The organism is Seohaeicola sp. 4SK31 (assembly GCF_028802875.1).
In the GTDB taxonomy this organism is placed as follows: domain Bacteria; phylum Pseudomonadota; class Alphaproteobacteria; order Rhodobacterales; family Rhodobacteraceae; genus Seohaeicola.
Map to the genome: position 1 here is coordinate 41,309 of NZ_JARAMP010000019.1, position 23,097 is coordinate 64,405.

Below are 23,097 nucleotides of genomic sequence, written 5' to 3' on the forward strand. Positions count from 1 at the left end.
CGGGGTCCATGCAGCACCCCAGGAAAAACAAAAGGCTCGGGCGTTTCTGCCCAAGCCTTTGAATTTAGTGGTGAGCCGTGCAGAACAGAAAGAAGCGATATAGAACAATCGCTTGCGGTGCCGAACCCCGAAAAATGCGCCTTTGAAAACAAAGACGATTTTGCGGGTTTGGCGAACCGTTTGAAGCCTGATCAGGCAATGAAAAACCCCGCGTCCGAGGCAACGGATCGCGGGGCTGGTGAGGATGTGAAACGGGTTCAGTCTCACAGTGAAAATAGCCCGATCATCGCAACCGAATCAACGCAAATCTTTTTGAGCCGCAACCATGAGCGCGCCGCGCGGGTGATCGGCTATGCCCTGACCCTCGACACTTCGAACGGCTGGACGGCAGTCGGGGCGATCCTTGCTGCGCGCCTGACACGACAAGAGCGGGGATCGCTGGCCTATGCCGCCTTGTGGTCGATGGACGCGGCAGATGCCGAGCTGGTGGCGCGGGTGGCCCTGCGCAACGCGGGGATGCCAGGTGCGCCCTTTCTCGGGATCATGGATGAGGCGGAGTCTTGGGCCGATCTGGCAACCGTCCAGGAGCGCAAAGCATACGCCCTTGCCTGCTACACCCGACTGTCAGAGCGCGATCGCGCCGCCTTTCTGGCGCATGTGCAGGGGGTGGCGGCATGAGCTGGCACATTACCCGCCTGCAGCGGCGCTATGGCCTGACAGAGGCACAGGCGCGTCTGATCGTGGCCCTGCTGACAGAGAGGGCCGCATGATGAAGCACGATCGACATATGACCGATCTGGCATCGGTGCGACGCCGAGCACGGGGGCGTGTGGGGGCCGCGCGCAAGGCGGAAAGCCTGATCCGGCAGGACGCCGCCCAAAAGCTGGCCTTGGCGATCTATGCGGCGCACCCGGAAGATGCGCGGCAGATACTGGCCGCCGCCCTGGACGATCTCACTCGACATGACGGCTGCAGCCATGAGCGAGGCAAGCTGGCCGAAGATGCCCGCTTCTGGACGGGCCGCGCGGGCTTCTGGCGCGCCATGCCTGCGCTGCGCGGTCTGATCCTGCAGATGACGGGGGCGGGCCATGAGTGAAGAATTTGACGAGGTGCGCCGCTTGCTTGGCACGGGTGAGGCGATCGAGCCGGAAAACCAGAACGTCACGCCGCTGCGAAAGGATCGGGAAAAGCTCAAGCCGAAGGCTAAGGACCTTCTAGCCCGCGTGGTCTGGGCAGGTGATATCACGCCGCAGCTCGACCGGCCCTATCTGGTCAAAGGATGGTTGGACCGGGGCGCGGTTTCGGTGGTCTATGGGCCGTCCAACGTGGGCAAGTCGTTTCTGGTGCTGAACATCGCGCACCATGTCGCCAAGGGTCTACCATGGGGCGGCAGGCGGGTCAGTGAGGGGCGGGTGCTCTACATCGGCGCGGAAGGCGGGGCCAGTCTCAACAACCGGATTGCCGCCCTGGACGATCCGAAATTCTTTCTTCTGTCGACCGCGATCACGTTGACGGGACAGGGAAGCCAAGCCGCACCTCTGGCCGAGGTGATGCAGCATCTGGGCGCGGTCGGGGGCGGCAACTTTGACCTGATCGTGATCGACACGCTGGCGCGGGTGATGGGTGGCCTCGATGAAAATCATACGCCGGACATTGCCGACCTGGTGCGCAACCTCGACCTGATCCGGCGCGCGACCGGGGCACATGTGATGCTGGTTCATCATACCGGCAAGGATACGACCAGGGGCGCGCGGGGCAGTTCATCGCTGCGCGCTGCGATCGATACAGAGATCGAGCTGAAGCGGGATGACCTGGGGATCATCACCGCCGAGGTGACGAAACAGCGGGACGGGCCGACCGGCTACAAGTTCAACTATCAACTGCGCCAGGTGGATCTTGGAAGGGATCAGGACGGCGATCAGATCACGACATGTCTTGTCGAGCCAGTGGACAACGCAGATGCGGGCCGCGTGGTGGTGACGGAAGCGGCACAGGGTGCGCTGTCCGTTCTCGACAGGGTGCTGTCGGAGAAAGGCAAGGTGGTGCGCGCCGCCAGCCTGCCGGGGACGCCCTGCGTCCAGTTCGAAGAATGGCGCGAAGCCTGTATGGAAGTCGGTGCGGTGTCGTCGTCGGATGACCGCGAAACACGGGGCCGGACCTTCCGAAAGTGTCGTGATCAACTGATCGATGCCGGGCTTGTTCTGGTGCGTGATAACCTTGTTTTTAAGGTAGATCGATGACCGGCCCTGACATCTCGGGCCGGTCAGGGCCGGTCAGGGCCGGACGTCAGAAAACACCCGGCCCCAGACTTCCGGGCCGGGTCGGGCCGGTCAGGGCCGGAAAGGAGTAACACAATGTTTTTAATAGTTAAAACCGCTTCACCCTCTCGGGCCGGTCTTGGGCCGGTCCAAGGTTCACGGCGTTTTGTGGACCGGGCCGGGTGGGGGTATGGACACCCCCCTTTAGGGGGGGGTCCATCCCTCCCCACGGGACACGCCCAGCAAAAACCGCAGGGCCGGACAAACGATTGGAGGTCGAGATGACTGAGAAGAAGCACGGCGAGATGATGGAAGTGGTAAACGAGGCGACACGCAAGTTGGCAGTCGAGCTGGTGCTCGCTCATGGTGTTCCTCTGCAGATCGTCCTGGCTGCGATGCACGCGCACACAATGGCCGCGATTGCGGAAACCTACGGTGGGCCAATGGCGGCTCTGGCTGCGCGGCAAGCTGCAGAGCGGGTCGAACATCTGCCAAGCAGGGAAGCATATGAGCGGGCCTTCCCGCTGGCTACTGCAACGCCAGCGGGTCGAGCGTGATGGAGTTCGGAGGAATGAAGGTGGACGATGCAACCAAGAAACTGTTGGATGAATGGTGCGCTAATGCGGACGCGGCACTGGCGGGCATGAGCGTGGAGGCCAAGCAAGTGTTGGCCGATCGTTTGGGCTGCTCGCTGGCGGAGCTGCACGACAGCAGCATCGATCAGCTCCTGCAAGTCGGTGGAGATGGATAGAAGGGGGCGCAGCATCGCGATAGCAGCGGACCGATGTGTTCACACTGCGAAAAGTTCGGCGAGAAATTCGCCGGGCCTCGGGTCCTTCCGACCCGAAAAACGTATGAGGGTAGCAAGGGCCCGATGTGTTTTCACCTCTTGACCACGAAAAAAGACTAGACATTTCAGACACTTGACGCAGGAAAGCTTGAAAATGGTGACCGGATCAGAGCTTGCAAGGATCTTCGGCGTTTCGAAGCAGCGGGTGCACCAATGGGTGAAAGAGGGCAAGCTCACGGGGTGCTATGACGGTGAAGGCCACTTTCGCCGTTTCGACCTGGCAAAGTCTGCCGAGGCTCTGGGCAAGCGGCTCGATCCCGGCCAGCTCATGGGCAACGGAGCTGCGACAAAGGCCGCGATCCGCGACCTGGGCACGGCCTCGATCGAGAGTGCGCCGTCTGCTGAAAGCAAGAGTGGAGTTGATCCTGACAGCTACGAGGCGGTGCGGACCCAGAAGGCGCAAGAGGAAACCCGCCGCCTGCGCCGGATCAATGCAGAGTCCGAGGGGCGCTATGTGCTGGCTTCAGAGGCGGCAAGAGCAACCACGCGGCTGGTCGCCCAGGAGATCGCGCAATTCGAATCAGCGATGCGCTATGGATCTCGGATGGTGGCCGACAAGCTCGGGGTAGATTTCAGGACCGTCCGCCAGATAATGGTCGAGGCATGGCGCGACCATCGGGACGAGCGTAGCGCCGCCCTGGAGGAGCTGGCGGATGCTGCGGAAATGTCCGAGGTGGAGCTGGCAGAAGATATTTAACGGATCGTTCTGACGGGCATGTCAGGGCTTTTTCAGCCGGACGCCAGCGCCGCCGCCATTGGGTTCGATGAATTGCACACCCGCATCTTCAATCGCCTTGCGAATGGCCTCTTGAGCATGTCCCGGCCCGGTGGCGTCTGTTTCCGCCCTTGTGACCGTGTTTCGATGGACACCTGCGCGATCTGCCAAGTCTCTGACAGTCCAATTCAGTAAGGCTCGCGCAGCGCGAATTTGTGCACTTGTCACCACGGCGATCCCTCTGTTATGGTGCGTTTGTCACCATAACACCTAACAGGAGAACATGACAATGACGAATGAACGCGCCTGCGCGATCGGAGAAGGCTTTCCCACCGTCGCGAGAACCAAACCCTTTCAGCATCCAATGACAATCGAAGCCGGGGCGCTTGACGAACAGGTTTTCAGGATCGAGGCGCTGGTAGAAGCTTTGGAGAAGTTGATTTGGCACAATGACGTTCTGATCGAGGGCGGGCGTGACAGTGGTCAAGGTTCAATGATCGAGCTGATTTCAGTCATCCGCAAGGATTTGGACTGTCTCGGACACCGCGTCAGCACCTAATCAAGTCCGCCAAAATACATCGCTTGAAGAAAAGCCTTGACGATGAACGCTTGGACGTGCCCTAAGGTTCATCAAGCGATGAAAACTTACAAAAGGAGATGAGCCTAATGTCAAATTTCTTCCATGATGGACCAAGGAAAGACGATGACGTCATCCATCGCGAAGTCGATAGTCAAAAGATCCACACGGATGCCGGGAGTCTGAAAGAACAGATCTACAAGATCGAGGCGCTTGTCCGCGCGTGTGAAGGCCTCGCGTTCGATGACCCAAATGTCCACAAGCGCGAAAGCCCGATGAATCCGATCCACCACGTCCTGGAGATCGTCCTAAAAGAAATGGACGTGTTGGTTCACCAAGCGGAGCAGCTTGAGCGTGAAAGTGAGCCAAAATACCCCAGTCGCGGCATGCGTGACTATCTCGGGGATGCAATGGCCACCGCACGACAGGTTTTTTCAGAACCAGTTCAGGATGACGAGTCGGCAGCAATACAGCGGTCTATTTTACATCAACAGAAGAAAAAGCATTGACGATGAACACATCGATGTGCCTTAACTTTCTTCAAGCGATGTAAAGGAGTCCCGATCAATGAAACGTGCCGCAATTGCCCGTTGTGCAGATGTTCACCCGAGACGTTTCGATCTCTTGGAGCAAAGGCAGCAACTGCCCTTTGAGACTGACAAAGGCCGGAAGGCGTATTCACTGGATGAGGCGTTTCGGCTTCGGCTGATGCTCGATCTGATCGGCAGAGAGCGTGAGGGTGATGATGAGCATGGAGGCCTTCCGACGAGCTACGCCTGCAAAGTGGTCGCCAACATCATCGGTCGCTTTCCTCGACACCCTTTGAAACAGATCGAGCCGACTGAATGGTGGGTTGGTGTCGTAATCTTTGAGGCTGAAAGCCAGAAGCAGACGGATCGGCGTTCGGCGTGGTTTGTTGGCGAGATCGAGAATCTTTCAGCTTGGATGGAGGATGAGGGTTCGAAGATGCGGACCGAAGGCTTTGATCGGCCTGTCAGGGTGTTTCTGGCCAACGCGTCCAGAGCGGCAGAGTTCATCCGCAACCGAGCGGAAAAAATGGGGCTGCCAGAAGCAGACTTTGCTCATGACCCGGAGGCAAAGCTGTGATCGAACCTTTCATGATCATGGGCGAGATCGGTTTCGATGAAAACTGCCGCCCTGGACCTCTGGGAAACTATCTGCGCGCCAACCCGGCGCCAGCCGCGCCAGAGATCATCATCAATTCGCCCGGCGGCAGTGCGATTGATGGCGCGGCCATGCTGGCCGAGATCGAGCGTCACGGCAACGCAACCTGCCGGGTGATCGGCATGGCAGCGAGCGCGGCATCCCTGCTGATGCTGGGGGGCCGGGAAGTCGTGATGCACCGCGACGCGATCGTGATGATCCATGAGCCTGCATCGATGGCCTTTGGCACATCGCAGGACTTTCGGGACGCAGCGGACACCCTGGACAAGTTCACCGGGATCTATGCCGCCGCCTATGCGCGTCTGACCGGCAATTCCGAGAAGTCCATCAGGAGTTGGATGAAAGACGAAACATGGCTGTCCGCCGAAGAGGCGCTGGCCCTGAATTTCTGTGACCGGATCGAGGGGGGAGAAGATCCGGTGGCCTATGCCAAGTTCGATTACGGCAGGTTCCGCCACGCACCCGCGCACCTGGTGCGCATGGCGCAGAAAAACGGATGGGCGACCGTCTCGCCTGATGCAAGCAAAAAGGAAAGCACCGATGCTTGACGATATTTTCGAGCCGAGCGCGCGCCGTGTGGCGCAAATGCGCAAGATCGCCATGAAGGCCAATATCCCCCTTGAAATCGCTGATATGGCAGCGAATGAGCCGAAGTTGACCGCTGCGCGCTTCGATGAAGCAGTAGCAGTCATCGCTGACACGTTGGAGGGCTGGAGTAAGGGCAACATTGCGAACCCGCCCCATCTGAATGCGGAAGAGCGCATGGCCGGTGTTCGGGCGGCGTTGGAAGCGATTCCTGCGCGCGGCGATTTCGATCCTCAATCACTCTACGCTATCATGGGCGGAGCGGCGATCGATGCGCGGGCAGATCGCACCCGAAAGGAAATTGAGAATCAGCCGCCGCATCATGTTGGTTCCAGCATGGATGGCCTGAAGGGTTTCGATATGATCGGCCATTCGTGGGAAGGCGGACATGGCTTCGTCGCCAAAATGTCGGAAGGTCTGGCCGCGCGGCTGAACCCGAAAGAAGCAACGGCCATGGGCCGCGCAGCCGCACAGTTCACGATCGCGGAAATTGCGATGCAGGTTTGTCGCAACGCTGGCCTCAAGCCGTTCGATCACGCCGAAGCAATCCGGATGGCGGCACACACTACGTCCGACTTTCCCCTGATCATTGAAGGCGCAATTTCCAATGACGTTGCGCGGCAGATCGAGCAGCGGATGCCTGATCTGGTGCGGGCTTCACATGAGGTCGCCCGCGAAGACTACCGTAGCGGCAACGCGCTTTCGCTGTCTGCGTCCGGGATGCCGCAAGAGGTGCTGGAGGGTGGCGAGATCAAGTTCGTGACGCTTGAAGAGAAAGGCGAGGCATTGCCAACCGTCCGCGACTTTGCGAGCGGCTTCAACATCTCGAACCAGGCACTGCAGAACGACTCCACAGCTCTGCGCCTCATGAGCGGGATTTCCGGCAAGATGACCGAGGGCGCGATTGAGCGCCTGCGTCATGTGCTGCTGGCACCCATTCAGGCGAACAGCGGCAACGGGCAGTTCATGGCCGATGGCAAAACAATGTTCCACCTTGATCATGGGAACCTTGCCGCCACCGGCGCGACGATCACGATCGACACGGTGTCGGCGGCGCGTCTGTCCATGCGGAAACAGAAGGGCCTGAAAGGCGAGTTGCGCCCGGTGGATCCTTGGGCGCTGGTTGTGCCGGCCGAGCTGGAAACGGCCGCGCAGCAGGTCGTGGCACAGATCAACGCTGCAAAGTCGGATGATGTGAACCCGTTCAGCGGCACTCTGGAAATCATCGTGGAGCCGGGTCTGACCGACGATGCCGCTTGGTATCTGATCGGTAACCCCACGCGCTACGATGGCCTTGCCCACGCCTTCCTGGAAGGCCAGCGCAACCCGCGTGTCGAATCCCGTGCAGGCTGGAATACCCTCGGGATGGAGTTTCGTCTGACCTGGGCGCTGGACGCGCGTTTCATCGAAACCGCAACCTGGTTCCGCAACCCCGGCGCGTGATCCGGTTTGACCAGGCGCGATCGTCGCGCCTGGTCCCTTGCAACAGCTTCTTGGAGGACCTGCCATGTCATTGCGTCTAAGATACAACCCCAAGCCTGGCCAGTTCGCAGAAGCTATGCGCGGGCTTTCCAAGCCTATTGCGCAAGCCAGCACCGAAGCCCTGCGGACAGCCGCCGACAAGGTCAAGACTGATGCCCGGCAGTCCATCAGCGCCGCGGGCTTTTCCAAGCGGTGGGAGAACGCCCTGCGCGTTGATGTGTATCCGAAGAAAGGCGACAGCATGAATGCCGCCGCTGTGATCCACCACAAGATTCCCTATGCCGATGTTTTCGAGAGCGGCGCAACCGTTCGGGGCAAACCGAAGCTCTGGATCCCGCTGTCTACCACGCCCAAAAAGGTCAACCGCAAGACCATGACGCCGGAGAATTTCACGGCGGCGATCGGTCCACTCTTCCCGATCAAGGCGAAGAATGGGGTCGAGGTGCTGGCGGCGAAAATGACGGTGGGCAAGGCAACTCTCAAGGCTGGCCCCCCTTACAAGGTGCGCCCCCAAATGCTGCGCAAGGGTGCGGCGGGGCAGGGCATCACCGTGGCAGTTCCTTTGTTCACGGGAATCGACACGATCCGAATTCCGAAGAAGTTCAACATCACGGAGATTGTGCAGAAGGCGCGTGACGATCTGCCAAATCTCTATCTCAAGAGTCTGAACCCTGACAGGTTCGATTGAACAGCGGGGCACCCTTTTGGGTGTCACGCCACGGAACCGGCTGGTGCTTTTGGGTCTTCGGGACGCCAGCCGAGCGGGGGGCTCCTTTGGCTCGAGGGCCGGGCCTCGAACAACAGTTTCGCATCCTCCCCCCGCCTCGGTCTGATGGGATGCGAAACACCCGGAAAAATTGAAACCGCAAGACGGGATCCAGAAGATGGCAAATCAGAGCGCAGCAATCACTCAATCGGCGCTGACCCGCATCCTCAAAGCGCATCGCGATGCTGGGATCCCGGTTGTGCGCACTGAGATTGGCCGCGACGGCAAGGTTGTTGTCTATTCGACCGAGCGTGACCAGGACGGCTCTGAAAACCCATGGGACAAGGCATGAAGCACCGGAGACAATTCCCCAACGCATCGCCGTATACCGACCGGCACGGGAAACGGCGGTGGAGGTTTCGCAAGGGCGGGTGGTCTGCCGAGCTGGGAACCGAATACGGTTCGGATGATTTTGTCCAACGCTATGAGGCGGCACAGGAGGGCCACAGGACGCGGGGCTTGATTGGTGCTGACCGAACCACTGCGGGCAGCGCGGATGCTCTTGTGGCGATGTTCTATCGATCGCCGGAGTATCTGGGACTCGCTGACAGCACGAAGCGTGTCTATCGCGGCACCATCGAACCTTTTCGCCTCAAGTATAAGCACCTCCCGATCAAGCTACTGGAGAGGCGGCACATCCAAAAGATGCTGGCAGAGAAAGCAGATACACCCCATGCTGCAAACAATCTGCGCAAGCGCCTGATCCAGCTTCTCGACCATGCTGTCAGCCTGGACTGGAGGCCGGACAACCCGGCGCGGGCAACGAAACCCTATAAGATTGGCGGAACAGGTTTTCATTCATGGGATGAAGGCGAGATTGCCAGATTCTTCGAAGTTCACAAACCGGGAACGATGGCGCATCGAGCTGTCACTCTGATACTTTACACCGGCGCTGCACGGGTCGATGTCGTCAAACTTGGCCCTTGGAACATCAAAGGCGACCGGCTGGAATACCGGCGCCAGAAAACGGCGCGTTCTGGCGGAGTCCTTGTGAGCATCCCAATCCACCGCGATCTGGCGGCGGTCTTGGCAACCCTTCCCGATGATCGGCCATTCTTGGCAACACTGGCTGGAAAGCCTCGATCAGCCGAAGGCTTTGGCAATGCGATGCGGAGCTGGTGCGATGAAGCCGGTCTTGAGGAATGTGCAGCACATGGTCTGCGCAAAGCCTGTGCGCGACGATTGGCGGAGGCCGGGGCGACAGCTCATGAAATCGGGGCAGTGACAGGGCATAAAACTTTGGCCCTGATTCAGCTCTACACCGAAGCGGCAGGCCGTGAAGGGCTTGCCGATTCCGCGATGGGAAAACTGATCGCAAGACCGAACAGCGAACAGAACGTGGTGAACCTTCCCAAAAGGTTCGCCACTAAAACCCGCAACCCCCTGAAAAATAAGGAGTAATTATGTGTAGTGGTGAGCCGTGCAGGATTCGAACCTGCGACCCACTGATTAAAAGTCAGTTGCTCTACCAACTGAGCTAACGGCCCACTAGAGCGCGCTTCTAGAAAGACCGGGGCAGAGGGTCAACCCCGAAAATCCACCTTTTGCTGCGTCATACTGGATAAACCCGCAGGGGCGGCGTATATGCGCGCCATGACACAGGAAAACCGGGCGGATCTGCCCTTCATGAAGATGCACGGTCTGGGCAACGACTTTGTCGTGCTGGATGCGCGTGCGCGCCAGTTTGATCTGTCAAAGGCTCTGATTGTCGCCATCGCGGACCGTCACCGCGGGATCGGCTTCGACCAGTTGGCTGTGATCACCAGAACGGACAAGGGTGATGCGCATCTGGTCTTCTACAACGCGGATGGATCCACATCGGCGGCCTGTGGAAATGCCACACGCTGTATCGCCCGGTATCTGATGGACGAGTCTGGACGGACGGAACTGACATTGACCACGGACCGGGGCACCTTGCAGGCCGTCGATGCAGGCGGTGGGCTGACCGCGGTCAACATGGGCCAGCCGCAGTTGGATTGGGCCGAGATTCCCCTTGCCGGCCCAATGGATACTCTGAAGCTGCCGATCGAGGGTGCTCCTACTGCGACTGGGATGGGCAATCCGCATTGCACTTTCTTTGTCGATGACGCCGAAGGGGTCGATCTGGCCGGGCGCGGTGCGCAGATGGAGCATCACCCGCTGTTCCCGCAGCGAACCAACGTCCAATTCGCGAGCATCATCAGTCCGGATCACCTGCGCATGCGCGTCTGGGAGCGCGGTGTTGGCGTGACGCTGGCCTCCGGCTCCTCCTCCTGCGCCACAGCGGTGGCAGCGGCGCGCAGGGGCCTCACAGGGCGGCAAGTCACGATCACGCTTGACGGGGGCAGCTTGCAGGTTGACTGGCGCGACGACGGCGTCTGGATGACCGGGACCACAATGCATGTCGCCTCAGGTCATTTCACGCAGGCCTTTCTGGAGAGCGCCAGATGACCCTGCATCCGCCGAAGTTCACTACGCTGGGCTGCCGGCTGAACGCCTATGAGACCGAGGCGATGAAGGAACTGGCTGCCGAAGCCGGACTGAATGGCGCGGTCGTGATCAATACCTGTGCCGTCACATCCGAGGCGGTGCGCAAGGCCCGGCAGGAAATCCGCCGCTTGCGTCGCGAAAACCCGGATGCACGTTTGATCGTGACCGGATGCGCCGCGCAGACCGAGCCTGAAACCTTCGCCGCGATGCCCGAGGTCGACCTCGTCATCGGCAATACCGAGAAGATGCAGCCCGAAACCTGGGCGCGTCTGTCGCCCGATTTCATCGGTCAGACGGAGCGCGTGCAGGTCGATGACATCATGAGCGTTACTGAGACGGCGGGGCATCTGATCGACGGATTCGGCACGCGGTCCCGCGCCTATGTTCAGGTGCAGAACGGCTGCGATCACCGCTGTACTTTCTGTATTATCCCGTTTGGACGCGGCAATTCCCGTTCGGTCCCCGCAGGCGTGGTGATTGATCAGATCAAGCGATTGGTGGATGCAGGCTATAACGAGGTGGTTCTGACAGGGGTGGACCTGACCAGTTGGGGCGCCGACCTGCCTGCAGCCCCCAAGCTTGGCGATCTGGTCATGCGCATCCTGCGTCTGGTGCCGGATCTGCCGCGTCTGCGGATCAGTTCCATCGATTCGATCGAGGTGGACGACAACCTGATGCAGGCCATCGCGACCGAACCCCGCCTGATGCCGCATCTGCATCTGTCGCTGCAACATGGCGACGATCTGATACTCAAGCGGATGAAGCGGCGGCACCTGCGCGACGATGCAATCCGCTTCACCGAAGAGGCGCGTCGCCTGCGTCCCGACATGACCTTCGGGGCGGATATCATCGCGGGCTTCCCAACCGAAACCGAGGCTCATTTCCAGAACTCGCTGAAGCTGGTTTCGGAATGCAGTCTGACTTGGCTGCATGTCTTCCCCTATTCGCCACGGCCGGGCACGCCAGCCGCACGCATGCCGCAGGTCAAGGGGGATGCGATCAAGTCCCGCGCAGCCCGGCTGCGTGCGGCAGGGGAGGCGCGTGTTGAAGCGCATCTCGCTGAACAGATCGGCCGCAGCCATCATGTTCTGATGGAAAACCCGCATATGGGCCGGACAGAACAGTTCACCGAGGTCACCTTTGTCATGCCTCAGCCAGAGGGCCGGATCGTCACGGCTGAGATCACTGGCACCAAAGGCACGCAACTGACCGCGCAAACCTGATCTGCCAATTCTTCTTGCGGCAAATATCCTCGGGGGAGTCGTCGAACAAAGTTCGACGACGGGGGCAGACAGCCCCCCTGATGCCCGTTTACAGCCCCGTGCCGCGCCCCTAGTGTCGCGCCGGAATGTCAGGGAGGACAATCATGCAACTCATCTCATCCGCGGCCTCGCCTTTCGTGCGCAAGGTTCATGTGGTCCTGCACGAAACCGGGCAGATTGCCGACGTCGAGGTTCTCGGTGTCAAGACGTCGCCTGTGGCCACGGCGGCAGAAGTGGCGGCGGCGAACCCGCTGGGCAAGATCCCGGCGCTTCTGCGCGACGATGCACCTGCGATTTATGACAGCCGGGTCATCACCCGGTTTCTGGATGCCCGCGCCGGCGGCAAGCTATATCCCGAAGCGCGGATCTGGGATGTTCTGACGCTGGAGGCCACGGCGGACGGGATCATGGAGGCTGCCGTTCTCATGACCTACGAGCGGCGCATAAGGCCGCCCGAAATGGTCTTCGAGCCCTGGATCGAGGCACAGTGGGCCAAGGTGTCGCGCGCGCTCGACACCCTGAACGACCGCTGGATGAGCCATCTGGAAGGGCCGCTCTGTATGGGACAGCTCGCCGTGGGATGTGCTCTGGGCTATCTGGATTTCCGTCATGACGCTCGCCAATGGCGCAAGGATCGGGGCACGCTGGATGACTGGTATGCCGCATTCTCGCAGCGTCCCTCGATGGTTGCGACCGCGCCCACTGATTGAGCAAGTAGCTGCAATCCAGCCAGATACGAAAAGGCCCTGCGTAACATGCGCAGGGCCCTTGCGATCTCGGGATGAATGGTCAGAAGCGGAAGGACAGACCCACATTCAGCGCGTTGCTGATCAGTCTGGTATTCAGGGTGCCGCCACCCTCGAGATCGGTTTCATTGTCAGAGACCGTGAACTGATACTCGCCAAAAGCCGACCAGCGCGCGTTCAACTCATAGGATGCGCCAGCCGTCAGGCGCAAAGCTGGGCCAGTATATTGGTATCCATACGTGCGGTTCCCGCCTTCGGTCACATCAACATGAGGAACCGCGATACCAAGACCCGCGCCGACATAGGGTGAAAAACGGTCTGCCCAAAGCCCTGGCCACCGCTTGGCCACATTGGCCGTGACGATGTTATGCCCGTCTGTAAACTCCAGACGCGAAAACCCTGCCGGCATGTCGCCCAAGGGGGCATAGAACTTGGCATGGGTCACTTCGATCCCGTAACCGATGTTGTTGGGCTGCCACCACATCGCGCGGACACCATAGTAGGGCGGCATATCGAATGACTTGCCGTCCCACCCGATGTTCTCGTCAAAGCTAGAGCCATCTGCACGTGTTCCGCTGACACTGCTGTGAGGTGCGGTCTGCCAACCGCCGTAGACGCTGATCTCTGTTTCAGCCAAGGCCGGCAGAGCCGACATCGTCAATACTGCACAAGCGGCGAGAGTGCGGGTCAGCATGAAGCTTGCCTTTCGAAATAAAGCCCGGATCGGGGTGGATCCGGTTCATGGCGTGTCAGACAAATTGGCGACACTATACACACCCGACCATAGTCCAGCCGCCGGTGGACGACAATATCAGCGGTGATGTACCAAAGGTCGCAGTTTGCATCTGAGGGGCATTGTCCGCTGGACGAGTCGGGGTTGCCCCGCTACATACCCCCTCGGAATGGTTGCGCTTGTCGCGGCCGAGACCCGTATTTGGCCAGCTTCGGCCCAGGAATGGAGAAAACCTCGTGTCCCACGCAGACGATCACGAAGGCACCCGCAGAGATTTCCTTTATTACGCCACCGCAGGCGCTGGTGCCGTGACCGCAGGTGCCGCCATCTGGCCGCTTGTGAACCAGATGAACCCTTCGGCCGATGTTCAGGCGCTTGCCTCGATTCGCGTCGATGTTTCGGGTGTCGAACCCGGGACTCAATTGACGGTGAAGTGGCTGGGCAAGCCCGTGTTCATCCGTCGTCGGACCGAAACCGAGATCGAAGAAGCGCGCGCCGTGGAACTGAGCCAGCTTCCGGATCAGAACGCGCAGAACCGCAACGATATGACGCTGGACGCGTCGGACCAGAATCGCACACTGGACGAGGCGGGCGAATGGCTGGTCATGATCGGCGTCTGCACGCACCTGGGCTGCGTTCCCATGGGTGACGGTGCTGGCGATTTTGGCGGGTGGTTCTGCCCCTGCCACGGTTCCCACTACGACAGTGCAGGCCGTATCCGCCGCGGACCCGCACCTGAAAACCTGTGGATCCCCGTCGCCGCCTTCGAAGACGAAACCACGATCAAGCTGGGTTAAAGGAAACGCACCATGGCTGGAATTCCTCACGACCATTACGAACCAAAATCCGGTGGAGAGAAGTGGCTGCATTCGCGCCTGCCCATCCTCGGTCTGATCTATGACACGATCATGATCCCCACACCCAAGAACCTGAACTGGATGTGGATCTGGGGCATCGTGCTGACCTTCTGTCTGGCGATGCAGATCGTGACCGGCATCATTCTGGTGATGCACTACACCCCGCATGTGGATTTTGCCTTCGCCTCGGTTGAACATATCATGCGAAACGTGAACGGCGGCCATATGCTGCGGTATCTGCACCAGAATGGTGCATCGCTGTTCTTTGTTGCCGTCTACCTGCACATTTTCCGGGGGCTCTACTACGGCAGCTACAAGGCACCGCGCGAGATCACCTGGATCATCGGCATGCTCATCTATCTGCTGATGATGGCGACAGCCTTCATGGGCTATGTTTTGCCATGGGGTCAGATGTCCTTCTGGGGTGCAACGGTGATTACCGGTCTGTTCGGTGCAATTCCCTTCATCGGCGACGCGCTGCAGACTTGGCTGCTGGGCGGACCGGCCGTGGACAATGCCACGCTGAACCGCTTCTTCTCGCTGCACTACCTGCTGCCCTTTGTGATCGCGGCGCTGGTAGCCGTGCATATCTGGGCTTTCCATACGACCGGCAACAACAACCCGACCGGGGTTGAGGTGCGCCGCACCTCCAAGGAAGACGCGCAGAAGGACACCCTGCCCTTCTGGCCCTACTTCGTGATGAAGGACCTGTTCGCACTGTCGCTGATTCTGGTGATCTTCTTCGCGATTGTCGGCTTCATGCCCAACTATCTGGGCCACCCGGACAACTACATCGAGGCAAACCCGCTGGTGACGCCGTCGCATATCGTGCCGGAATGGTACTTCCTGCCCTTCTACGCGATCCTGCGCGCCTTCACCGCTGATGTCTGGGTCGTGATGTTCGCGAACTGGATCACCGGTGGCCTGATCGACGCCAAGTTCTTCGGCGTTCTGGCGATGTTCGGCGCGATTGCCGTGATGGCGCTTGCACCTTGGCTGGACACCAGCCGTGTGCGCTCGGGTCGCTATCGTCCGATGTTCAAGTGGTGGTTCGCCCTTCTCTGCGTGGACTTCGTGGTCCTTGCATGGGTTGGCGCGATGCCTGCGGAAGAGCCCTATGCCACGATCTCTCTGATCGCATCGGCTTATTGGTTCGCTTACTTCCTGGTGATCCTGCCGCTGCTGGGCGTCATCGAGAAACCGCAGGCTGCGCCCGCGACGATCGAAGACGATTTCAAGGCGCATTATGGTGCGTCCTCCGGCGCCCCTGCCGAATAAGAAAGGAAACGGGACTATGTTTAAGAAGATTGCGATTGCCGCAGTTGCTGCCCTGACCCTTTCGGGCGGGGCGGCCATGGCCGCGGGAGCTGAGGGTCACGTCGAGAATGTCGACTTCTCGTTCCAAGGGCCTTTCGGATCGTTCGACCAGAACCAGCTTCAGCGTGGCCTTCAGGTCTATACCGAAGTTTGTGCCGCCTGCCACGGGCTCCGCTATGTGCCGCTGCGCACACTGGCCGATGAAGGCGGTCCGCATCTGCCGGAAGATCAGGTGCGCGCCTATGCTTCGCAGTTCGAGATCTTTGATCCCGAATTGGACGATTTCCGCCCACGGGTGGAGACCGATCCTTTCCCGATGTCGAACCTTGAGAACGCGCCCGACCTGTCCTTGATGGCCAAGGCGCGGGCTGGTTTCCACGGGCCCTATGGCACCGGGATCAACCAGTTGTTCAAAGGCATCGGCGGACCCGAGTATATCTACTCGCTGTTGATGGGCTATACCGGTGAAGAGAAAACCGAAGCAGGCGTGACGCTTTACGAAAACACCGCCTTTCCGGGTGGCTGGATCTCGATGGCCCCACCCCTGTTCGAGGATCAGCTTGAGTTCGCGGATGGTCACAGCAATTCGATGGAATCGGTGGCTGAGGATGTTTCTGCTTTCCTGATGTGGACAGCCGAACCCAAGATGATGGCCCGCAAGCAGACTGGCCTTGTCGCCGTGATCTTCCTGTCGGTTCTGACGGTCCTGCTGTACCTGACCAACAAGCGCATCTGGATGCCCGTGAAGCGCAAGGAAAAGAACGTCTGATCCTGAAAGTGCAGAATGTTCGGAAAACCCCGCCTCGTGCGGGGTTTTCTTTTTGGATACGTCGGCTACTGACCCAGATAGTCCCGTAGAGCAGGGGGCGGGTCGTCCAGCATGGCCTTGGTCGGCTGCGGAGGCAACGCAACACCATCGGCGACAAGTATCACGACCGGCGCAATACGCCGCGCATCCGCAGGATCGTGGCTGACCATCAGAAGGGTTGCGCCGGTTTCTGCGGCCAAGGCGGCGACAAGATCCAGCATCTCGGCCCTTAGGGCAGGCCCAAGAGCCGCAAATGGCTCGTCCAGAAGGATCAGGGGTCGTCGCTGCACCAGCACACGCGCCAGCGCCACGCGCCCTTGCTGCCCGCCTGACAGGGCCGCGGGCTTGCGCGCGTCAAGACCCTCCAACCCGACACGGGCCAGCGCCTGCGCTACGCGTGTGTTGTCGTCAGGGCTCAGCCGCAGGTCCGGCCTTATCCCCAAGCTGACATTCTGCGATACGGTCAGATGCGGAAACAGGTTGTTGTCCTGGAACAGCATCGCCACAGGTCGCTTGGCCGGCGGCATGATGGTGATGTCACGCCCTTCCCACAGCACGCGGCCCGCGACGGGCGCAAAGAAACCGGCAATGACGTTGAGCAGGGTAGATTTGCCGGCGCCTGAGGGCCCGATGACAGCCGCGACCGTTCCTGTTTCAAGGGCGAAATCAGCGTGCAGCTCGAAGGAATCCTGCCGAATCTCCAAACGGTCAAGCGTCAGCATCGCGTCGTCCTCCCCTGTCGAACAACCAGAAAAGCCCAAGGCTCAAACTCAACAATACCAGAGCCGCGCCCGCTGCGGCGTCCATCCGATAGGCCCCCATCAGCCGCAGGATCTGCAACGGCAGGGTTGCGCGTTCCGGATCGGCAAAGAGTGCGATGACGCCAAGATCCCCCATCGACAATGCGGCGGCCAAGCCTGCGGAAAAGCCCAGAGGTCGGCGCAGGCGCGGCAGTATCAGCCACCGCAGACGAGCGGCACCCCTCATTCCTAGACTATCGGCCAGAGGGCCGAAATCTTTTTCCAGATCACGCAAGGCTGGGGCAAGAACCCGCAACGCGAAGGGCAGCGCCGCCATGGCATTGACAAGCGCCGTCACCGCAAAGGCCCAGCGCGACGGATCACTAAGCGGGTTGAGCAGCAGAAAGATGCCCGTCCCAATCACCAGTGGTGAGGCCGCAATGCCCAGAAGACCGACCGCCTCGATCCCGCGCCACCGCCGCGCGAGATGGGCAAGCGCAAGCGCCAGCCCCACGGCCAAGACGGTGGAGACCAGCGCCATCACGATCGACACGGCTGCGGCACGCCACACTGGCGGCGGCAACCCTTCCAGCCCCGCAAGACCCCGCCAGATCACAGCGCCAAGAGGCAACATCAGAAACAGTGCAACGAGTGCAAGGGTCACGATATCGAGCAGGCGCAGGGGCAAGGTCTCAGCCTCCCAACGTCGCGGAATACGATCCAACCCGCGCCCGAACCCGTCCAGCAAGCTAAAGCGCAGCGCCAACATCGCGGCCAGAGTCACAAGGGCGATCTGGATCACCGCCAGAACCGCAGCCCGAGCCAGATCGAAATCGAAGCGAAAGGCCTGATAGATCGCCAATTCCACCGTCGTCGCCCGCGGACCTCCTCCCAGTGTCAGCGCCACGGCAAAGCTGCTCAGGCAGATGGCAAACACCACCATCGCCACGCCAGGAAGGGTTGCACGGAGCATGGGCCACTCCAGCAGATGAAACACGTCACGCGGGCCAAAGCCAAGGCTGGCTGCAAGGCGGAAACGTTCAGCCGGGATGGATTGCCATCCTTGCAACAGGATGCGCGTTGCCAATGGCAGGTTGAAGAACACATGCGCCAGCACAACACCATGCAGACCATAGATCTGCACAGGCGGGAGACCGACCCACGCCATGGCCTGATTGACGATCCCGCTGCGTCCGAACACGGCCAGAAGACCCAGAACGCCGACGATCACGGGCAGAATGAACGGGGCCCCCAACAAAGTGATCATCAAACCACGGCCTGCAAACTGCCTGCGCGCCAGGGCGCGAGCCACGGGAACGGCAAGGGCAATACTGAAAAAGGCAGATAGCACTGACTGCAGCACTGTGAAGCGCAGAGCGGACCAATCCGCAGGGCCGGGCAGGCTTGCCCCGCCTGCATGCCAAAACACCGCAAGCAAGGGAAACAGGATGAAACCTGAGACAAGTGCGACCGCAACCCAGCCCAGCGCGTCCGAGAATGCCGCCCGCCTCAGCGGGAAAGGGCGCGCAGCCATTCGTCCAGTGCCAGATCACGCAGCGCATCGGCCTGATCGATCGGGGCGAGAATGGCCTTTTCTGGCTGGATCAGTGTCGAAAACGCCTTGGGCAAACCTGCCTCGGGCATCACGGCGGGATACATCCAGTTGGTCGTAGGAATGATGGCCTGGAACGCGTCGCTGATCATAAAGCGCAGGAACTGATCGGCCAGTTCAGGCTGATCTGTCGCAGCAAGTTTGCCCGCCACTTCGATCTGCATGTAATGTCCTTCACGAAATGGAAGCGCGACCTTGCTGTCATCCTCTTCGGCAATCATGTGATAGGCCGGAGATGTCGTATAGGACAGGACCAGATCAGCCTCGCCTTCCAGAAAGAGGCCGTAAGCCTCGGACCATCCGGGGGTGACGGTTACGATATTGTCCGCCAGCCCCTCCCAGATCGCCGCAGCCTCGTCGCCATAGGCGGACTTGACCCACATGAGCAGACCCAAACCGGGGGTCGAGGAGCGGGGGTCTTGAATCACGATGCTCAAGTCACTCGCGGCCAACTCCCGAAAATCGGCTGGTTGCGCGGCTCCTCGATTGCCGACAAAGGCGAAATAGCCCCAGTCATAGGGCAAGAACAAGGGATCGTTCCATTCCAGCGGAAGGTCCAGATCGGCGTCGATCGTGTGGGCCATGAACAGGCCCGTTTCCAGCGCGGCAGAAATCAGCCCGGTGTCGAGCCCAAGAACTATGTCCGCCTCACTTCGCGCGCCCTCAAGCCTGAGCCGACCCAGAAGCGCAGCCCCGTCACCAGCCCCGACAAGATTCAAGGTGCACCCACATTCCGCCTCGAACGCCTCTTTGACCGCAGGGCCGGGCCCCCAGTCTGACACGAAACTGTCATAGGTATAGACCGTCAGTTCGGGCGTCTGTGCCAGTGCCGGTCCAGCCGCCAATAGGGCAGCGATCATCAGGTGTGGCTTCATTCAATCCTCCAACGATCCGGGCAAAGGGCAAGTCTGGAGGCTGTCCAACCTTCCCTCCGCCGGGGCTAACCGGGTCAGGTTCAACGGGTTTGCCTTGCGGCATCTCAGCGTGGCACAAGGCCAGGCACCCCGAGGTGGGTAGAGCCTAGTGCCCCATCCCAGCCCCTTCAAGGCAAAACCGCTTGAGGCAGGGGCACGGCCCCGCTAGACCAGCCACAAAGGAGTGCTGCGCATGAGCATGAACAGCTTTGGCCATCTTTTCCGTGTGACCACCTGGGGCGAAAGCCACGGGCCTGCCTTGGGGGCTACCGTGGATGGATGCCCGCCGGGTGTACCGATCACCGAGAGCATGATCCAGAACTGGCTGGACAAGCGCAAACCGGGGCAGAGCAAATACACGACCCAGCGGCGCGAAGCCGATGAGGTGCGCATTCTGTCCGGTGTGTTTGAAGGACAGACAACCGGCACGCCTGTGCAGTTGATGATCGAGAACACCGACCAGAGGTCGAAGGATTACGGCGACATCGCCGAAAAGTTCCGACCAGGCCATGCTGATATCACCTACTGGCAGAAATACGGGATACGGGATTATCGCGGCGGCGGTCGATCCTCGGCCCGCGAGACAGCGGCGCGGGTCGCGGCCGGCGGTCTGGCGCGGGCCGCGCTGTCCATTCTGGCACCGCAGGTTAAGATCACAGGCTACATGACGCAGATCGGCCCGCACGGGATCGACAGGGATCGGTTCGACTGGGACCAGATCGAGCAGAATCCATTCTGGACACCGGATGCGGTCGCTGCTGTCGATTGGGCAGAGTATCTTGACGGGTTGCGGAAGTCCGGAAACTCTGTCGGTGCTATTATCGAAGTCGTTGCGCGGAACGTGCCTGCCGGGCTGGGAGCACCGGTTTATGGCAAGTTAGACACTGATCTGGCTGCCGCGATGATGTCGATCAACGCTGTCAAAGGTGTTGAAATCGGCGAAGGTATGGCCGCGGCGACCCTGACAGGCGAGGAGAATGCGGATGAGATCTTCCTTGGGAATGATGGCAAGCCGGTTTATTCGTCGAACCATGCGGGCGGCATCTTGGGTGGGATCTCGACCGGGCAGGACATTGTCGTGCGGTTTGCCGTGAAGCCTACGTCGTCCATCCTGAAGCCGCGCCAGACGATCACCAAAAACGGGCAAGCGGCCGAGATCATCACCAAGGGTCGCCACGATCCTTGTGTCGGCATCCGCGCCGTCCCGGTGGGTGAAGCGATGATGGCCTGTGTTATACTTGACCATATATTGCTGCATCGTGGTCAGATAGGTGGTGCCGTGGGCGAAACACGCGGTCACATCGGCTGATCCTTGGGCGCGATCCTGACCATTACCTTTCCGATCTTTGCCTTGATCGGGATCGGCTATGGCGCGGTTCGGGCTGGTGTCTTTGCGCCCCCGGACATGAAGGTTCTGGGCAAGTATGTTCTGAACATCGCGCTACCTGCGTTGCTCTTCAACACGGTTGCCACCCGCGATCTGGGCGAGATCCTGAACCTTGGCTATATCACGGTCTTTGCGTTGGGTGGCCTTTTGACCATCTGCGTCACCTGGCTCTGGTTCACCCTGCAAGGCACCGGCCCCGCGCGCCGCGCGATCGCAGTGATGGGTTCGACCTGTCCGAACTCTGGTTTCGTGGGCTATCCCGTAATGCTTCTGGTCTTTCCCGATCTTGCGGGCGTGGTGCTGGCCCTGAACATGGTGGTCGAGAATTTTCTGCTGATCCCGCTATGTCTGATGCTGCTGGAGGCGTCACGCGACCGGCAAGACAAGTCGCTGTTGCGGATCGCAGGGCGGATCATTCTTGGCGTTCTGAAGCGGCCCATGGTGATCGGATTGATGCTGGGTTTGCTGGTGATGCTATCAGGCATACCCCTGCCACAGATGATCACGCGATTGATGGAGGTTCTGGCCGCCTCGTCCAGCGCGCTTGCCCTGTTCGTGATCGGTGGCTCGTTGGTGGGGTTGCCCATCATCGGCCAGAGGGCGCTGGCGGCGCAGATCGTTCTGGGAAAACTGTTGATCAGTCCGGCGATGACAGCGCTGGTTCTTGTCGTTTTACCCTTGGTTGGACTGCCGCTTCTGTCAGGCGACATGGCTGTAGCCGTGATCCTGACAACGGCCATGCCGATGTTCGGCATCTACACGCTGCTGGCACAGGATTACGGGCATGAGGGGATCGCCTCGATCGCGCTACTGGGCGCCACAGCAGGGGCTTTCTTTACCCTCAGCCTGCTTTTGGCCCTGTTGACCTAATCGGGTGAGGACACAGGCTTCTGTCGCGACAACTGCACGGCAAGGATTCCCGCCGCGATGATGACCACGCCCACAACATCCAGCACACCCAGCGCCTCGCCCAGCAGGACGGCTGCGATGGCCACGCCGAAGAACGGGTTGAGGAAGTGGAATGTGGCTGCCTTGACCGCGCCAATCTGGTTGACCAGCGTGAACCAGACCCATGTCGCTGCAAGTCCCGGGATCAGCGTGGTATAAAGGAAGGCCACCACCAGTTTCCAGTTCCATGTGACTTCGATCGTCTCGAACATGGCGGAACCCACGGCAAGGACGGCAGAGCCTACGAACATCTGCAAGCCCACGATCATCATGACGTTTCCTCCCGACGAGGCCCCACGCACCGACAGCGTGGCCACCGTCAGGGCCATTGCTCCCAGAACGCAAAGCATCAGGCCGTAGAGATCGACACCGGCCCCCAGACGCGCGCCCATGATGAGCCCCACTCCCAGGAAACCCAGAACCAGCCCGATCAGACCAAGACGCGGCAAACGCTCACGGAAGATCGCCCAGCCGGCGAAAGCAACCATCAGCGGCATGGAGGATGCAATGATCGAGGCCAAGGATGCCTCGATCGTCTGCATCGCCACAAAGTTCAAACCCAGATAAAGCGCGTTCTGGCATACCCCGAAGATGATCGTGGCCTTCCACTGTGCAGGCGTCAGTCGGAAGGTCTGACCCAATGCCAGCGCGATGGCGACACCGATGATACCCGAAAGCAGGAAACGCAGCGAAAGTGACGCCATCGGCGGGGCGTATTCCACGATGATCCGCGCCGAGGTAAAGGCCGATGACCACATCAGGGCGAACAGAAGCCCCATCCCGATTGCGCGAATATTCAAGTCTGTCTCTGCCTGTCTGCCGGGGGTTTCATGACCCCCAAAGCAAAAGGGCCGCCACTGGGGCGACCCTTTCGGAAATTTGTGCG

General features: G+C 60.2%; 28 protein-coding genes, 1 tRNA gene and 1 riboswitch. Of the genes, 22 read left to right on the forward strand and 7 right to left on the reverse strand.

The genetic code is table 11. From position 1 onward, the window contains the following. Positions 1 to 312: 312 nt before the first annotated feature. From PVW27_RS15615 to PVW27_RS15640, 6 genes are all read left to right on the forward strand, one after another. Positions 313 to 678: a hypothetical protein gene (locus PVW27_RS15615; protein ID WP_274559320.1), complete on the forward strand. Its 366-nt coding sequence runs from the start codon at positions 313 to 315 to the stop codon at positions 676 to 678. A gap of 88 nt (positions 679 to 766) precedes the next feature. After that, complete coding sequence (locus tag PVW27_RS15620; protein ID WP_274559321.1) at positions 767 to 1,096, forward strand: hypothetical protein; 330 nt, start codon at positions 767 to 769, stop codon at positions 1,094 to 1,096. Further along, the gene (locus PVW27_RS15625; protein WP_274559322.1) at positions 1,089 to 2,240 is read left to right on the forward strand and encodes an AAA family ATPase; all 1,152 of its coding nucleotides are present in this window, start codon (positions 1,089 to 1,091) and stop codon (positions 2,238 to 2,240) included. Before PVW27_RS15620 ends, PVW27_RS15625 begins: the two co-directional genes overlap by 8 nt. 299 nt (positions 2,241 to 2,539) lie before the next feature. Then, complete coding sequence (locus PVW27_RS15630) at positions 2,540 to 2,815, forward strand: hypothetical protein (RefSeq protein ID WP_274559323.1); 276 nt, start codon at positions 2,540 to 2,542, stop codon at positions 2,813 to 2,815. A 14-nt stretch (positions 2,816 to 2,829) separates the two neighbouring features. After that, the gene (locus PVW27_RS15635; protein ID WP_274559324.1) at positions 2,830 to 3,009 is read left to right on the forward strand and encodes a hypothetical protein; all 180 of its coding nucleotides are present in this window, start codon (positions 2,830 to 2,832) and stop codon (positions 3,007 to 3,009) included. A gap of 193 nt (positions 3,010 to 3,202) precedes the next feature. Continuing rightward, positions 3,203 to 3,805 (forward strand): hypothetical protein, encoded by a 603-nt coding sequence (locus PVW27_RS15640; protein ID WP_274559409.1) that lies wholly within the window; start codon positions 3,203 to 3,205, stop codon positions 3,803 to 3,805. 21 nt (positions 3,806 to 3,826) lie between these two features. Here PVW27_RS15640 and PVW27_RS15645 read toward each other — a convergent pair whose 3' ends face one another. Further along, a complete protein-coding gene (locus PVW27_RS15645) occupies positions 3,827 to 4,054 on the reverse strand; it encodes a helix-turn-helix transcriptional regulator (protein WP_338019961.1) in 228 nt (75 codons plus the stop codon). A 58-nt stretch (positions 4,055 to 4,112) separates the two neighbouring features. Here PVW27_RS15645 and PVW27_RS15650 point away from each other — a divergent pair, with 58 nt between their 5' ends. The 8 genes from PVW27_RS15650 to PVW27_RS15685 all read left to right on the forward strand — a co-directional run bounded on the left by PVW27_RS15650 (position 4,113) and on the right by PVW27_RS15685 (position 9,819). Then, positions 4,113 to 4,382, forward strand: coding sequence for a hypothetical protein (locus PVW27_RS15650; RefSeq protein WP_274559328.1), 270 nt, complete (start codon positions 4,113 to 4,115; stop codon positions 4,380 to 4,382). A 107-nt stretch (positions 4,383 to 4,489) separates the two neighbouring features. Next, positions 4,490 to 4,909, forward strand: a complete 420-nt coding sequence (locus PVW27_RS15655; protein WP_274559330.1) for a hypothetical protein — start codon at positions 4,490 to 4,492, stop codon at positions 4,907 to 4,909. A gap of 58 nt (positions 4,910 to 4,967) precedes the next feature. After that, a complete protein-coding gene (locus PVW27_RS15660; RefSeq protein ID WP_274559331.1) occupies positions 4,968 to 5,507 on the forward strand; it encodes a hypothetical protein in 540 nt (179 codons plus the stop codon). Further along, the gene (locus tag PVW27_RS15665) at positions 5,504 to 6,133 is read left to right on the forward strand and encodes a head maturation protease, ClpP-related (protein ID WP_274559333.1); all 630 of its coding nucleotides are present in this window, start codon (positions 5,504 to 5,506) and stop codon (positions 6,131 to 6,133) included. The genes PVW27_RS15660 and PVW27_RS15665 overlap by 4 nt, the downstream gene beginning before the upstream one ends. Next, positions 6,126 to 7,613, forward strand: coding sequence for a phage major capsid protein (locus PVW27_RS15670; protein ID WP_274559335.1), 1,488 nt, complete (start codon positions 6,126 to 6,128; stop codon positions 7,611 to 7,613). The genes PVW27_RS15665 and PVW27_RS15670 overlap by 8 nt, the downstream gene beginning before the upstream one ends. A 37-nt stretch (positions 7,614 to 7,650) precedes the next feature. Further along, positions 7,651 to 8,340: a DUF6441 family protein gene (locus PVW27_RS15675; protein ID WP_274559337.1), complete on the forward strand. Its 690-nt coding sequence runs from the start codon at positions 7,651 to 7,653 to the stop codon at positions 8,338 to 8,340. A 196-nt stretch (positions 8,341 to 8,536) separates the two neighbouring features. Beyond that, positions 8,537 to 8,710: a hypothetical protein gene (locus PVW27_RS15680; protein WP_274559339.1), complete on the forward strand. Its 174-nt coding sequence runs from the start codon at positions 8,537 to 8,539 to the stop codon at positions 8,708 to 8,710. A 167-nt stretch (positions 8,711 to 8,877) separates the two neighbouring features. Then, a complete protein-coding gene (locus tag PVW27_RS15685; RefSeq protein ID WP_274559341.1) occupies positions 8,878 to 9,819 on the forward strand; it encodes a site-specific integrase in 942 nt (313 codons plus the stop codon). Between the two features lie 10 nt (positions 9,820 to 9,829). Here PVW27_RS15685 and PVW27_RS15690 read toward each other — a convergent pair. Then, a tRNA-Lys gene (locus PVW27_RS15690) sits at positions 9,830 to 9,905 on the reverse strand. A 97-nt stretch (positions 9,906 to 10,002) separates the two neighbouring features. Here PVW27_RS15690 and dapF point away from each other — a divergent pair. From dapF to PVW27_RS15705, 3 genes are all read left to right on the forward strand, one after another. After that, a complete protein-coding gene (dapF, locus tag PVW27_RS15695) occupies positions 10,003 to 10,848 on the forward strand; it encodes a diaminopimelate epimerase (protein ID WP_274559343.1) in 846 nt (281 codons plus the stop codon). Continuing rightward, a complete protein-coding gene (mtaB, locus tag PVW27_RS15700; RefSeq protein ID WP_274559345.1) occupies positions 10,845 to 12,110 on the forward strand; it encodes a tRNA (N(6)-L-threonylcarbamoyladenosine(37)-C(2))-methylthiotransferase MtaB in 1,266 nt (421 codons plus the stop codon). Before dapF ends, mtaB begins: the two co-directional genes overlap by 4 nt. 143 nt (positions 12,111 to 12,253) lie before the next feature. Then, positions 12,254 to 12,859, forward strand: a complete 606-nt coding sequence (locus PVW27_RS15705; RefSeq protein WP_274559347.1) for a glutathione S-transferase family protein — start codon at positions 12,254 to 12,256, stop codon at positions 12,857 to 12,859. A 79-nt stretch (positions 12,860 to 12,938) separates the two neighbouring features. Here the strand turns inward: PVW27_RS15705 and PVW27_RS15710 are convergent, their stop codons facing one another. Next, on the reverse strand, positions 12,939 to 13,589 hold the full coding sequence (locus tag PVW27_RS15710) for an outer membrane protein (RefSeq protein WP_274559349.1): 651 nt from the start codon (positions 13,587 to 13,589) through the stop codon (positions 12,939 to 12,941). Between the two features lie 275 nt (positions 13,590 to 13,864). Between PVW27_RS15710 and petA the strand changes: the two genes are divergently transcribed. The 3 genes from petA to PVW27_RS15725 are packed head-to-tail and all read left to right on the forward strand — an operon-like array spanning position 13,865 to position 16,571. After that, complete coding sequence (petA, locus tag PVW27_RS15715) at positions 13,865 to 14,425, forward strand: ubiquinol-cytochrome c reductase iron-sulfur subunit (protein ID WP_274559351.1); 561 nt, start codon at positions 13,865 to 13,867, stop codon at positions 14,423 to 14,425. A gap of 12 nt (positions 14,426 to 14,437) precedes the next feature. Next, positions 14,438 to 15,763, forward strand: coding sequence for a cytochrome b (gene petB / locus PVW27_RS15720; RefSeq protein ID WP_274559353.1), 1,326 nt, complete (start codon positions 14,438 to 14,440; stop codon positions 15,761 to 15,763). A 16-nt stretch (positions 15,764 to 15,779) separates the two neighbouring features. Then, a complete protein-coding gene (locus tag PVW27_RS15725) occupies positions 15,780 to 16,571 on the forward strand; it encodes a cytochrome c1 (protein ID WP_274559354.1) in 792 nt (263 codons plus the stop codon). Positions 16,572 to 16,636: 65 nt separating this feature from the next. Here the strand turns inward: PVW27_RS15725 and PVW27_RS15730 are convergent, their stop codons facing one another. Genes PVW27_RS15730 through thiB form a run of 3 tightly spaced genes read right to left on the reverse strand, consistent with a single transcriptional unit; the run spans position 16,637 to position 19,837 of the window. Beyond that, entirely contained in the window at positions 16,637 to 17,332 is a 696-nt protein-coding gene (locus PVW27_RS15730) for a thiamine ABC transporter ATP-binding protein (protein ID WP_274559356.1), read from the reverse strand. Beyond that, positions 17,319 to 18,884, reverse strand: a complete 1,566-nt coding sequence (locus PVW27_RS15735; RefSeq protein WP_274559358.1) for a thiamine/thiamine pyrophosphate ABC transporter permease ThiP — start codon at positions 18,882 to 18,884, stop codon at positions 17,319 to 17,321. Before PVW27_RS15735 ends, PVW27_RS15730 begins: the two co-directional genes overlap by 14 nt. Continuing rightward, entirely contained in the window at positions 18,860 to 19,837 is a 978-nt protein-coding gene (thiB, locus tag PVW27_RS15740) for a thiamine ABC transporter substrate binding subunit (RefSeq protein ID WP_274559360.1), read from the reverse strand. Before thiB ends, PVW27_RS15735 begins: the two co-directional genes overlap by 25 nt. A 34-nt stretch (positions 19,838 to 19,871) precedes the next feature. Next, a riboswitch (TPP riboswitch) is annotated at positions 19,872 to 19,979 on the reverse strand. A 90-nt stretch (positions 19,980 to 20,069) separates the two neighbouring features. Between thiB and aroC the strand changes: the two genes are divergently transcribed. Together aroC and PVW27_RS15750 are read left to right on the forward strand one after the other, a co-directional pair. Beyond that, positions 20,070 to 21,185, forward strand: a complete 1,116-nt coding sequence (gene aroC, locus PVW27_RS15745) for a chorismate synthase (RefSeq protein WP_274559361.1) — start codon at positions 20,070 to 20,072, stop codon at positions 21,183 to 21,185. Positions 21,186 to 21,188: 3 nt separating this feature from the next. After that, a complete protein-coding gene (locus PVW27_RS15750; protein WP_274559363.1) occupies positions 21,189 to 22,133 on the forward strand; it encodes an AEC family transporter in 945 nt (314 codons plus the stop codon). On the opposite strand, the gene PVW27_RS15755 is transcribed toward PVW27_RS15750, so the two are convergent. Next, positions 22,130 to 23,011, reverse strand: a complete 882-nt coding sequence (locus tag PVW27_RS15755; protein ID WP_274559364.1) for a DMT family transporter — start codon at positions 23,009 to 23,011, stop codon at positions 22,130 to 22,132. The two genes, PVW27_RS15750 and PVW27_RS15755, sit on opposite strands and share 4 nt — an antisense overlap. Positions 23,012 to 23,097: the final 86 nt, after the last annotated feature.

Bases quoted from the DNA above. Each gene is read 5' to 3' on its own strand.
- PVW27_RS15620 (WP_274559321.1), top strand. From the start codon at position 767: ATGATGAAGCACGATCGACATATGACCGATCTGGCATCGGTGCGACGC.
- PVW27_RS15625 (WP_274559322.1), top strand. From the start codon at position 1,089: ATGAGTGAAGAATTTGACGAGGTGCGCCGCTTGCTTGGCACGGGTGAG.
- PVW27_RS15630 (WP_274559323.1), top strand. From the start codon at position 2,540: ATGACTGAGAAGAAGCACGGCGAGATGATGGAAGTGGTAAACGAGGCG.
- PVW27_RS15635 (WP_274559324.1), top strand. From the start codon at position 2,830: ATGAAGGTGGACGATGCAACCAAGAAACTGTTGGATGAATGGTGCGCT.
- PVW27_RS15640 (WP_274559409.1), top strand. From the start codon at position 3,203: ATGGTGACCGGATCAGAGCTTGCAAGGATCTTCGGCGTTTCGAAGCAG.
- PVW27_RS15650 (WP_274559328.1), top strand. From the start codon at position 4,113: ATGACGAATGAACGCGCCTGCGCGATCGGAGAAGGCTTTCCCACCGTC.
- PVW27_RS15655 (WP_274559330.1), top strand. From the start codon at position 4,490: ATGTCAAATTTCTTCCATGATGGACCAAGGAAAGACGATGACGTCATC.
- PVW27_RS15660 (WP_274559331.1), top strand. From the start codon at position 4,968: ATGAAACGTGCCGCAATTGCCCGTTGTGCAGATGTTCACCCGAGACGT.
- PVW27_RS15670 (WP_274559335.1), top strand. From the start codon at position 6,126: ATGCTTGACGATATTTTCGAGCCGAGCGCGCGCCGTGTGGCGCAAATG.
- PVW27_RS15680 (WP_274559339.1), top strand. From the start codon at position 8,537: ATGGCAAATCAGAGCGCAGCAATCACTCAATCGGCGCTGACCCGCATC.
- dapF (WP_274559343.1), top strand. From the start codon at position 10,003: ATGCGCGCCATGACACAGGAAAACCGGGCGGATCTGCCCTTCATGAAG.
- mtaB (WP_274559345.1), top strand. From the start codon at position 10,845: ATGACCCTGCATCCGCCGAAGTTCACTACGCTGGGCTGCCGGCTGAAC.
- PVW27_RS15705 (WP_274559347.1), top strand. From the start codon at position 12,254: ATGCAACTCATCTCATCCGCGGCCTCGCCTTTCGTGCGCAAGGTTCAT.
- PVW27_RS15710 (WP_274559349.1), bottom strand. From the start codon at position 13,589: ATGCTGACCCGCACTCTCGCCGCTTGTGCAGTATTGACGATGTCGGCT.
- petB (WP_274559353.1), top strand. From the start codon at position 14,438: ATGGCTGGAATTCCTCACGACCATTACGAACCAAAATCCGGTGGAGAG.
- PVW27_RS15725 (WP_274559354.1), top strand. From the start codon at position 15,780: ATGTTTAAGAAGATTGCGATTGCCGCAGTTGCTGCCCTGACCCTTTCG.
- PVW27_RS15730 (WP_274559356.1), bottom strand. From the start codon at position 17,332: ATGCTGACGCTTGACCGTTTGGAGATTCGGCAGGATTCCTTCGAGCTG.
- PVW27_RS15735 (WP_274559358.1), bottom strand. From the start codon at position 18,884: ATGGCTGCGCGCCCTTTCCCGCTGAGGCGGGCGGCATTCTCGGACGCG.
- thiB (WP_274559360.1), bottom strand. From the start codon at position 19,837: ATGAAGCCACACCTGATGATCGCTGCCCTATTGGCGGCTGGACCGGCA.
- aroC (WP_274559361.1), top strand. From the start codon at position 20,070: ATGAGCATGAACAGCTTTGGCCATCTTTTCCGTGTGACCACCTGGGGC.